Source organism: Pseudomonas sp. I8001 (assembly GCF_013385345.1).
Classification (GTDB): Bacteria; Pseudomonadota; Gammaproteobacteria; order Pseudomonadales; family Pseudomonadaceae; genus Aquipseudomonas.
The window spans coordinates 1-12,351 of the sequence record NZ_JACAQC010000019.1; the positions used below are offsets into that span (position 1 = coordinate 1).

Annotated in this window: 2 protein-coding genes; both read right to left on the bottom strand. The window is 62.8% G+C overall.

The features are described from left to right. On the bottom strand, window positions 1–6,619 hold a 6,619-nt coding region (locus tag HX839_RS15135), incomplete at its 3' end, for a non-ribosomal peptide synthetase (protein ID WP_177067266.1). Further along, the coding region (locus HX839_RS15140) for a non-ribosomal peptide synthetase (protein WP_177067267.1) at window positions 6,619–12,351 on the bottom strand (5,733 nt) is incomplete at its 5' end. The genes HX839_RS15140 and HX839_RS15135, both read right to left, overlap by 1 nt.

Here is a 12,351-nt window from a genome sequence, read left to right on the forward strand (position 1 = left end):
ACAAGTCGAAGCAGATCGACGTCGAGGCCAGCACCCCTTGAATGTCTTCAGGGCTGTAAACCTGCTGCGACCACTGGGTCAGCGCCGCCACGTTACGGTGAGTAATGGCCACGCCCTTGGGCAGGCCGGTGGAGCCGGAGGTGTAGATCACGTAGGCCAGGTTGCCGGCGTGGACCGCAACGTCCAGATCCTGATCATCAACTTCCTGAGCATCCACAAGCAGCACGTCAATCGAAGCGTCCACCTCAAGCGCCACCGCAGCCTGGGTCAACAACACCCGCGCCTGGCTGTCCTTGAGCATGTAGGCCACGCGCTCGGCCGGGTAATCCGGGTCCAGCGGCACATACGCGCCGCCCGCCTTGAGTACCGCGAGCAATGCCACGACCATCTGCGCACTGCGCGGCATGGCCACGCCAACCCGCACTTCAGGACCAACACCCAGCGCCACCAGCTTGTGGGCCAGGGCATTCGCCCGGCCGTTCAACTGGCGGTAGGTCAGTTGCTCATCACCCCAGATAACCGCCAGGGCGTCGGGCGTACGCTGCACCTGGTCCTGAATCTGTTGATGGATGCACCGCTCACGCGGGAAGTCCAGGCCATTGGCGTTCCAGGTATGTTCGACCAGCCGACGTTCATCGCCCTCAAGGGTGGCGAGTTGCGCCAGCACCTGTTCACTGCCGGCCATGAAGCGCGCAAGCAACTGGTTAAGATGACGGGCAATGCCCGCCATCTTCCCGGCCGCAAACTGACTGCGGTCATAGTGGTAGTGCAACCCCAGCGTCTGCCCGGCATTGACGGAAAGTGTCAGCGGATAATTGCTCTGCTCATGGGCCACAACGGCACCAAAGGACAGCCCATCGTCCGCGCTTTGAGCCAGCGCCTCGGAGATCGGGTAGTTTTCGAACACCAACAGCGTGTCGAACAATGACTCGGAACCGTGTTCGGCCCAGCGCTGAATCTCGAACAGCGGCGTGTGCTCATGCTCGCGCAGCGCCAGGTTTTGCCCCTGAACGGTCTGTAACCAGTGGCTGACCGTCTCCCCGGCAAGCGGGCTGGCGATCACCGGCAGGGTGTTGATGAACAGGCCGATCTGCTGCTCGACGCCTTTGAGGTCGGCCGGACGCCCAGCCACGGTGGCGCCAAAGCACACCGTCGACTGCCCGGTATAACGCTGCAAAAGCAGGAGCCAGGCGGCTTGCAGCAAGGTATTGAGGGTGACTTTCTGCTGGCGGGCAAACTCGTTCAGCAGGCGCGTCTGGCGCGAGTCCAGCACCTCGAAATGACTGGCGTAGCCGGCATCTGCGGACAGCGGCGCGGCCACCGCCTGGGCCAGCCGTGTCGGCGCTTGCAGCGGTGCCAACTGTTGCGTCCAGAACGCTGCTCGCAGCGTCTGGTCCTGGGATTGCAGCCAGCCAATGTAGTCGCGATAGCGCGCCGGCTGGTGCTCGGGCTCTTGCCCGCTGTAGCGTTGCAGCACCTCACCAAGCAGCCGGGAATTGCTCCAGCCATCCATCAGAATGTGGTGGGAGGTATAGATCAAATGGCACTGATCCGGCGCCGTGCGCACAACGGTCAGGCGCAGCAGAGGCGCCTGCACAAGGTCGAAACCACGCTGGCGGTCAGCGTCGGCCAGGGTATCGAGTGCGCCATCAAGTGCCGGGTGCTCCTGCCAGTCGAGCACAGTGAATGGCAACTCCAGGTGCTTGTGCACCACTTGCAGCGGTCGCTCCAGATCACCCTGCCACAGGAAGCCGGTACGCAGGATTTCATGGCTGTTCACGCACGCCTGCCAGGCCTGGCGGAAGCGCTCGGGATCCAGCCCGGTAACGTCCAGGCGCATTTGATTGATGTAGTCGCCGCCACCTTGCTCATACAGGGTGTGAAACAGCATGCCTTGCTGCATGGCCGATAGCGGGTAGATATCTTCGACAGCCGACAGGGCCAGCGGCAAGGCATCCAGTTGACGCTGACCGAGCCCGGCCAGCGGAACATCCGAAGGCGTCAAGCCGCTGTTGCCGGGCGCCGTGCAATGAGCGATCACGCTCAGCAGCTCAAGACGGTATTCATCGGCCAGGCGCTGTACCGCCGAGGCGTCAAACATCTGCCCGCTGAAGGTCCAGCCCAGGCTCAGTTCGCCGCCATATACCTGGCCATTGAGGGTCAGCCAGTTACCGAGCGCCGCCTCCGGGCTTTGCTCCAGCCCGCGCGCCTCACCCGAGGGAGCGAACAAAGCCTGCTCGTCATCGAAACTGCCATCGAACTGCCCCAGGTAGTTGAACGTAATCCTCGGCGCCGGCAGCGCCTGCAAGCGGCTGCGGGATGGTTCATCGCCCAGGTAGCGCAATACACCGTAGCCAATCCCCTTGTCTGGAATCGCCCGCAGTTGTTCTTTCACCGCCTTGATCGAGTGCGCGATATCGCTTTCGACCGGCAACCTGACCGCAAACAGGCTGGTGAACCAGCCCACGGTACGTGTCAGGTCAACGTCATCGAACAGGTCTTCACGGCCGTGGCCTTCGAGCTGGATCAGCGCACTGTCCTGCCCGGTCCAGCGACCAATAACCCGTGCCAGTGCGCTGAGCAACAGGTCATTGACCTGGGTGCGATAGGCCGCCGGCGCCTCTTGCAGCAGTTGCCGCGTGGCCTGGGCATCAAGCTGGGTGTGCACCGTCATCGCGTGGCGATTGGAGAGCGAACCATGGGGATGGTCCACCGGCAGGGCCGTCGACGAACCGCTCAACAAGCCTTCCCAGTAATCGAGCTGGGCGCGCAACGTATCCGCAGTCGCCGCCTGCCCCAGGCGTTCTACCCAGGCCTTGAATGAACTGGTCTTGGCCGGCAACACGCAACGCTGGCCGCTGGCGAGCTGCTGGTAGGCCTTTTGCAGGTCCTCGAACAAAATGCGCCAGGAAATCCCGTCCACCACCAGATGATGAATGACCACCAGCAAACGCTGGCTGCCATCGTTCAAGTTCGCCAGCACCGCCCGCAACAGCGGGCCGCGCTCCAGGTTCAGGCTGCCCTGGGCCTGGTCGCCCCATTGCTCCAGCGCCTCAAGGTCAATGTTCCGAGCCTCCCGGACCAGCGCCCCGGAGTACTCACCCGGCGCCTGATAGCGCGCCGACCAGCCTTGCGCCTGAGCAGTGAACGCCATCCGCAGCGCATCGTGATGAGTCACCAGATGCTTGAGCGCCTGCTCCAGCAGCGCCACGTCCAACGTGACCCTCGGCGTGAGCATGACGGACTGGTTCCAGCGCGCGCGATCAGGCACCGGCTGTTCAAAAAAGGCGATCTGTACCGGTGCCAGGGGAGCCTCACCGACGACTGCCGACTGGTCGATCACCACCCCGGCGGCCAATTGCGCAACCTGGGCCAGGCCCTGGACAGTCTGGTGCTGGAACAGCTCTTTAGGGGTGAAACGAATCCCGGCCTGGCGCGCACGGCTGACCACCTGGATCGAGATGATCGAATCACCGCCCAGCTCGAAGAAGTTGTCGGTGACACCGATGGACGGACGTTTCAACACGTCCTGCCAGATCACCGCGATACGTTGCTCAAGCTCGCTCTGCGGCGCCACATGGGCGTGTTCGGCCTGGCTGACATCCGGCAGTGGCAAGGCCTTGCGGTCCAGCTTGCCATTGACGGTGAGTGGCCATTGCTCAAGAAACAGCAAATGGGCCGGGACCATGTAATCCGGCAAGTTGGCCTTGAGCCCGGCACGGATCTGCTCGCGCAACGGCGCGGGTTGCAGGTCGCCTGCGGCCGCGATGATGTAGGCCACCAACACCTGGGCACCGGCGTCACCCTGCGCCAGTACCATGGCTTCACGCACACCGTCGAGGGCAAGCAAGCGGGCTTCGATTTCACCCAGTTCGATGCGCAACCCACGAATCTTCACTTGGTGGTCAATGCGTCCGATGTAGTCGATCACACCGTCCTGGCGATAACGCACCAGGTCGCCGGTACGATAAAGTCGTGCGCCGCTACGGGAAGCAAACGGGTCGGGAATAAATCGCTCGGCGGTCATTCCCGGGCGCAGGTGATAACCACGGGCCAGGGAATCCCCTCCGATATACAACTCACCGGCCGCACCCGGCGGGCACGGCTCAAACGCTTCGCTCAGGACATAAGTGCGTACGTTGTCGATCGGCTTGCCGATCGCCACGATCGGGCCGGCAGGGTCGACAGGCACTTCATGGCTGCTGGTATCGATGGTCGCTTCGGTCGGGCCGTACAGGTTGATCAAGCGCCCGCTCCAACGCTGCTGCAACTGTCGGCTCAGCTCGGTACTCAAGGCTTCGCCACCGCACAACACGACGTTCAGCGACGCCAGCTGGGCATCGCTCGCTTCAGGCAGCAAGGCTTGCAGCAGTGAAGGCGCCAACTGCAGGACCGTGATCCGCTGTGCCTCGACCTGCTCCCACAACAGTGACAGGCTCTCGGCCAACCCTGGCTGGGCCATCACCAACTGTGCACCCGTCATCAACGGTAGCCAGAACTCCCATACCGAAGCATCGAAGCTGAACGCGGTCTTTTGCAGGATCCGATCGCTGCTTTGCAGTGGCAATGTCTTGCACATCCAGGCCATGTGATTGGCCAACCCTCGGTGACGAACCGAGACACCCTTGGGCCGGCCGGTGGAACCGGAGGTGTAGATGACATAGGCAAGGTTGTCGGGTTGCACGGCAACCTGCGGGTTGGCTTGCAACGTTTCGTCAGTGTCGCACAGGACCAGCACCTGGACGCCCGGCGGGATGGGCAACTGATCACGTACTGCCGCCTGGGTCAGCAACCACTGCGCGCCACTGTCCTGAAGCATGTAAGCCAGGCGGTCGGCCGGGTACTGGGTATCCAGCGGTACATAAGCGCCACCGGCCTTGAGAATGGCCAGTAGGCCGACGACCATTTCCACGCTGCGCTCAACGGCGATACCCACCAGCGCGTCAGGCCCAACCCCCATGTTGATCAAGCGATGCGCCAAGTGGTTGGCGCGCTGGTTGAGTTGGCGATACGTCAGCTGTTGCTGCTCGCATACCAGCGCAACCGCGTCGGGCGTACGCTCGGCCTGGGCGGCGATCACCTGATGCGTCAGGCCGCCAAAAGGCTGTGAGGTGGCGTTCCAGTCCTGCACCATCTGCTCGCGCTCGGCGACATCAAGCAACGGCAACTCGCCGACACGGGCGTGGGGCTGCTCGACGATTCCTTGCAGCAGAGTCTGCCAATGCCGCGCCAGACGCTCTATCGTCAGCGCATCAAACAGGTCAGTGGCATAGGTCAGGGCCGCTGCTATGCCGTCATCGGACTCGTAGGTTTCCAGGGTCAAGTCGAACTGCGCAGTGCGGTTCTCCCAGGCCACGCCTTCGATGGACAGGCCCGGCAGCTGCAGTGCGAGCGCGCCAGTGCCGGCGGCTGCCATGCGCTGGTGGTTGAACATCACCTGGAACAGCGGTGCATGGCTGAGGCTGCGTTGCGGGTGTAACGCCTCGACCAACTGCTCGAATGGCAGGTCCTGATGGTCCTGCGCCCCCAGGGCAGCCTGGCGGACCTGGTCCAGCAGAACACTGAACGGCTGCTCGCCCACTACCTCGGCGCGAAGTACCTGCGTGTTAACGAAAAAGCCCACCAGGTGTTCGGTTTCCACCCGGTTGCGGTTAGCGGTCGGAACCCCGACACGGATATCACGCTGCCCGCTGTAGCGATACAAAAACGCCTGGAAGGACGCCAGCAGCACCATGAACAGCGTGGCCTTTTCCTGCTGGGCCAATTGCCTGAGGCGCTGGCTCAGGGCATGCGGCAGTGCAATTTCAAAACGCGCGCCGCGATAACTCTGCTCGGCCGGCCGCGCACGGTCGGTCGGCAGCGCCAACACCGGCTGCTCGTCACCCAACTGCTCGCACCAATAGGCCAGTTGCCGTTCGCGCTCGCCGGCTTCCATCCAGTGACGCTGCCAGATGGCATAGTCGGCGTACTGGATCGGCAACGCCGGCAGCACCAGGGTTTCGCCGCGCTGGCAGGCGTCATACAGCTGCACCAGCTCATTGACCATCAGTTGGATCGAACCGCCGTCGGACACGATATGGTGCTGCACAAACGTCAGGATGTGATCCTGCCCATCGATCTGCAGCAGGCTGACCCGCAGCAGCGGCCCCTCGTTCAGGTCGAACAGCTGCCCGGTCTGCGCTTCGACAAACCCGGTGATTGCCGCCTCGATATCGGCCTGTGGTGCCAGCACCGTCAAGGGAATGTCTAGGGGCGCTTCGGCGAGGATGTTCTGGCTTACCCCTTCGTCACGCTGCACAAAGCGGGTGCGCAGGCTTTCATGACGGGCGATCAGTTGATTGAAACACTGCTGCAACGCCAGCAGGTCCAGGTTCCCGCGCAAGCGCAGGACCATGGGCAGGTTGTACGCCGTGCTCTGGGGGTCCAACTGCCACAGGAACCACTGGCGTTCCTGGGCAAAGGACAGGGGAATCGCTTCAACGGCCGACTGGACTTCGGGAATAGGCAAGTTCGCCGGGGAAACACCTTCCTGAAGCATTTTCTCCAGGTACAGGCGACGCTTGTCGAGGGGCAAGGTAATGAAACGCCGAGCGATTCTCTGGGCGGCGTGGATGTCCATTAAACTTCCTCCATTTCGTCAAGCAGAAATTCCAGCTTGCTCAGTTTCGATTCATTGATTTGTTGCCCGCCGGCGTGTTCCAGATGGTGGGCAAAGTCTTCCAGGAGGGGGTGCTGGAACAGCAGTTGCGGGGTCAATTTCAAGCCCAGCTCAAGTTGAATACGCGACACGACATTTACCGCCAGCAGCGAATGCCCGCCCAGTTCGAAGAAGTTATCGGTAAGTCCTACCTGCTCCAGTTGCAGCACCTGCTGCCAGATGCCGGCGACTTGCCGTTGCAGATCGCTGTGCGGCGCAACGTAGGCCTGTTGCAACTGACTGGCATCCGGCGCCGGCAGCGCCTTGCGGTCGAGTTTGCCGTTGGGGGTCAGTGGCAGGCTGTCGAGCATCACCAGAAACGCCGGGACCATGTAGGCCGGCAGGGTTTCCATCAGGCGGGCCTTGAGCTCATCGCGCAGCAGCACTTGCCGGTCGTGGCCGAGCGGTTCGCCTGGCACTACATACCCCACCAGTTGCAGGCCGACACCGCCCTCTCGGGCGATAACGGCGGCTTCGCGCACGGCCGGGTGCTCCTGCAGGCGTGCCTGGATTTCTCCCAGTTCGATGCGGAAGCCACGTATTTTCACCTGGTGATCCAGGCGGCCGACATACTCAATCACACCGTCGGCGCGATAACGCGCCAGGTCGCCGGTGCGATACAGCCGTTGCCCGGAGCTGGAAAACGGATGGGGAATAAAACGTTCGGCGGTCAGCCCGGCACGCTGATGGTAACCACGGGCCAGGCCTTCTCCGCCAATCAGCAGTTCACCCACCACACCCACTGGCACTGGCTGCAAATCGCTGCCCAGGATGTACAGGTGAGTGTTATCGATGGGCCGGCCAAGCCAGGCCTGCGGCAACGCCCGGCTGAGTGGGTGTTGCGCCGACCAGATGGTGGTTTCAGTGGGGCCATAGAGATTCCACACCTGGTCCGACAGCGCCAGCATGCGGTCCGCCAGATCCTGGGCAAGCGCCTCGCCACCGCAGAGCATCTTGCAGCCTTGCAGCGCGTGCGCCTCGGGATTATCAAGCAACATCCGCCAGGTAGACGGGGTGGCCTGCACCACTGAAATATGCTCGCGGCGTACCAGCTCCAAGACTTGGGCCGGGTCTTGGGCGGCACTCTTGCCCACCAGGACCACACGTGCCCCGAGCACCAGCGGCAGGTAAATTTCCAGCCCGAAAATATCAAACGAGAACGTCGTCAGCGACAGCACCCGATCACTGCCTGACATGCCTGGGGCCTTCGCCATACTGGCGAGGAAGTTGCTCAGTGCCGCATGTCCTACCATCACCCCTTTGGGCTTGCCCGTAGAACCAGAGGTGTAGATCACGTAGGCGAGACTGGCCGCCGTTACCGACACGTGCGGATTGCTCTGCGGGTAGGACGCCAGCCCTGAATGCCGAGGATCCAGATCCACCGTCGTCAGCCCCGCAGGAAGCACCAGAAAATCCTTCAAGCGGGCCTGGGTCAGCAACAGGCCGATGCCGCTGTCGGCAATCATGTACTCCAGGCGATCCACCGGGAAATCCGGATCCAGCGGCACATACGCAGCACCCGCCTTGAGCACGGCGAGCAGGCCCACGAGCATTTCAAGGCTGCGCTCCACGCATATCCCCACCAGTTGGTCCGCGCCTACGCCCAGCTCCAATAGCTTGTGCGCCAGTTGGTTCGCCTGTTCGTTGAGTTGACGATAGGTATAGGTCTGCTCGTTGAACACCGCAGCCACGGCGTCCGGCTGATGCAGGGCCTGTTGCTCAATCATGCTGTGCACCCGTAGCGCCGAAAGATCGGCGTCGGTGGCGTTCCACTGCTCAAGCACACGGCTGCGCTCACCGTCGTCCAGGCTGTCAAACGTCCCCAGCGGACGATCGGCATTCAGCGTCATTGCCTGCAACAGGTTATGCAGTTGCGCGGCCAGCGCCTGGATTTGCCCCGGGGCGAAGAAACGCTGGTCGAAACTGTACTGCAGCGACAATGCCTCGCCGAGGTTGACCATCAGGGTCAGCGGGTAGTTGGTCTGCTCATGGCTATCAATCCGTCCGAAGCGCAAACCGTCTGGCGAGCTTTGCTCCAGGGCCTTGGACACGGGGTAGTTTTCAAACACCAGCAGGCTGTCGAACAGCGCCTCACCACCCTGCCCCGCCCAGCGCTGGATCTCGAACAGTGGCGTGTACTCATGTTCACGCAAGGCCAGGTTCTGCGCCTGCAAGGCTTGCAACAGCTGTGCGATGGTTTGCTCCGGTCGCGGGCTGACCACCACCGGCAAGGTGTTGATAAACAACCCGACCTGCTGCTCGACACCGGCCAATTGCGCAGGACGCCCGGCGACGGTAGCGCCGAAGCACACACTCGACTGGCCGCTCTGGCGCTGCAACAGCAAGGCCCAGGCCGCTTGCACCAAGGTGTTGAGGGTGACTTTCTGGCGGCGTGCGAACTCACTCAACTGCATGGTGCGCTCAGCGTCAAAATACTGGTAGTGATCCGAATAGCCCGTGCTGCCAGGCACTTCGCCTTGGGCCTGTGCCTGCGCGAGGCGGGTCGGTTCTTGCAGGTCAGCCAGTTGCAAGGTCCAGAACCGCTGGTTGGCCTGGCGGTCCTGGCTGTCCAGCCAGGCGATGTAGTCGCGATAACGTCCACCACGGCCGGCTTCGAATTGCCCGCTGTAACGTTGCAATACCTCGCCCAGCAGCTGCGAGTTGCTCCAGCCGTCCATCAGGATGTGGTGATGGGTGTAGATAAAATGGTACTGGTCGACACCGGTACGGATCAGCACCAGGCGCAACAGCGGTGCCTGCGCCAGGTCGAAGCCCTGCTGCTGTTGATCGGCCGCCAAGGCATCCAGGGCCGTCGCCAGATCGGCGTGGCCGGACAGGTCATGACTGACAAAAGGCAGCTCGACCTGCTCCAGTACGACCTGCACCGGCTGCGCCAACTCGCCCTGCCAGACAAAGCAGGTGCGCAGGATATCGTGGTGATCCAGCACTGCTTGCCAGGCCTGGCGGAAGCGTTGCGGGTCCAGCCCCTCGACATCCAGGCGCATCTGGTTGACGTAGTTGCCCGACGCCTGCTCGTACAGCGTATGGAACAGCATGCCTTGCTGCATCGGCGCCAGCGGATAGATGTCGGCAATCGCCTGCGCGGGAATGGGCAGCGCATCCAGTTGCGCCTGGCTCAAGTTGGCCAGCGGGAAATCCGACGGGGTCACGGCCGCGGCACCCGACGTGCAGCAATGCTCCACAAGGCTTGCCAGTTCACAGGCATAGTCATCCGCCAGGCCCTGGATGGTCGCGGTGGCAAACATGGCCGGGCTGAACGTCCAGCTCAACCGCAGCTCGCCATCGAACACCTGGCCGTTGAGTGCCAGCCAGTTATCCAGCGGTGCCTGCGGGCTGTGCTCGGCGCCACGGGCTTCGCCCGACGGTACAAACAGCGCACCGTTGTCGTCCTCAAAATGACCGTCCAGTTGCCCCAGGTAGTTGAAGGTAATCCGCGGTGTCGGCAATGCCTTGAGCGCCGCTTGCGCCTGCGCGTCGCCCAAGTAACGCAGCACGCCAAAACCCAGGCCTTTATCGGGGATGGCGCGCAGTTGCTCCTTGATACCTTTGAGGGATTGAGCCGGGTCCGCAGCCGGCGTCAGCTTGACCGGGAACACACTGGTGAACCAACCGATGCTGCGGGTCAGGTCGATGTCGTCAAACAAGTCTTCGCGACCATGGCCTTCCAACTGGATCAAGGCATCGGCGTGGCCGGTCCAGCGGCAAACCACCCGCGCGAGCGCGGTCAGTAGCAGGTCGTTGACCTGGGTGCGATAGGCCTTGGGGGCGTTTTGCAGCAGTTGGCGGGTGTGCGTCGGGGTCAAGGCGCTGTGCACCGTGGCACCTTGATCATTGCGCAAGCCGGCTTCGGGATCGAGGCACGGCAAGGCGCTGTCGACGTCGGCCAGCAGCGTTTGCCAGTCATGCAACTCCTGTTGCAGGCGTTCGGTTCGGGCATAACCTTGCAGACGCTGCGCCCAGGCCTTGACCGACGAAGTCTTGGCCGGCAGTGCCACGACACGCCCCTGCTGCAGTTGCTCGTAGGCGGTTTGCAGGTCTTCGAACAGGATGCGCCACGACACGCCGTCCACCGCCAGGTGATGGATCACCAGCAGCAGCCGCTGACTGCCATCGGCCAGGGTCGCCAGCACCGCGCGCAGCAGTGGGCCATTGCCCAGGTCCAGGCTGCGCTGGGCTTCGTCGCCCAGTTGCTCCAGCGCCGAAGCGTCGACGATGCTGCGTTGCCACAGCAAAGGTTGCTCGCTGACCGGCTGGTAAGTCGCTCGCCAGCCATCGGCCTGCCGGACGAAGCTCACGCGCAAGGCATCGTGCTGCACCAGCAAGGCGTGCAGGGCTTGTTCCAGATGTTCAGGGTTCAACGGCTGCGTGGTCTTGAGCAGTACCGACTGGTTCCAGTGGTGCCGCTCGGGAATCGCCGTATCGAAAAATGCCTGATGGATCGGCAGCAACACGCTGTCGCCGGTCACCGGGCCCTGATCGATCAGCAGTGCGCCCTCGCCCAACTGCGCCACCGAGGCCAGGCCTTGTACGGTCTGGTGCTGGAACAGCTCTTTGGGGGTAAAACGAATCCCGGCCTGGCGCGCACGGCTGACCACCTGGATCGAGATGATCGAGTCGCCGCCCAGCTCGAAGAAGTTATCGCTGACGCCAATCTGCGGCACCTTGAGCACGTCCTGCCAGATCGCGACGATGCGCTGTTCCAGCTCGTTATGGGGCGCGATATAGAGTTTGTGTTGCGGCTCAAGATCCGGTTGCGGCAAGGCCTTGCGGTCGAGTTTGCCGTTGGGGGTCAGCGGCAGTTGCTCAAGGAACAACCACTGGGTGGGCACCATGTAATCCGGCAAGTGTTCACGCAAGCTGGCTCGCAGGGCGTCCTGGGTCGTTGTGGCCTGCGACAGCACCACGTAGGCAACCAGTTGCTGGCCGTTCGCGCCGTCCAGGGCCAGCACCACCCCTTCACGCACACCTGGGTGGGCGAGCAGGCGACTTTCGATTTCTCCCAGCTCGATGCGCAGGCCACGAATCTTCACCTGGTGGTCGATGCGGCCAACGTATTCGATCACGCCGTCATTGCGGTAACGGGTCAGGTCGCCGGTGCGATACAGACGATCGCCGGTGGTCGAGAACGGGTTCGGCACAAACTTCTCGGCGGTCAGCCCCGGACGCAGTAGATAACCACGGGTGATGCCCTCACCGGCCAGGTAAAGCTCCGCCGCCACGCCGACCGGCACCGAGTGCAACTCGGCGTCGAGCAGGTAGCTGGCGGTGTTGGCCAACGGCCTGCCGATATTGGCCTGGCCACCGGCTTCGCGGCGGGTCCAGGTGGAGTAAGTGGTGTCTTCCGACGGGCCATACAGGTCGTAAACGTGCTGCACATGGGCATGCTCGTACAGCGCATCCACCAGCGACTGCTTCAGCGGTTCGCCCGCCAGATTGATGATGCGCACGCTTTGCGGGATTTGCCCGGCACGCTGCAAGGCTCCCATCGCCGAAGGCACGCTGTTGATCAGGCGCACCCGGTCTCGGGCCGCCAGCTCCGGCAGCTCCAGGGCATTGCGGGCACCGACGATAAAGCCGCCGCCGGCCAGGGTCACAAACAGCTCCCACACCGACAAGTCGAAGCAGATCGACGT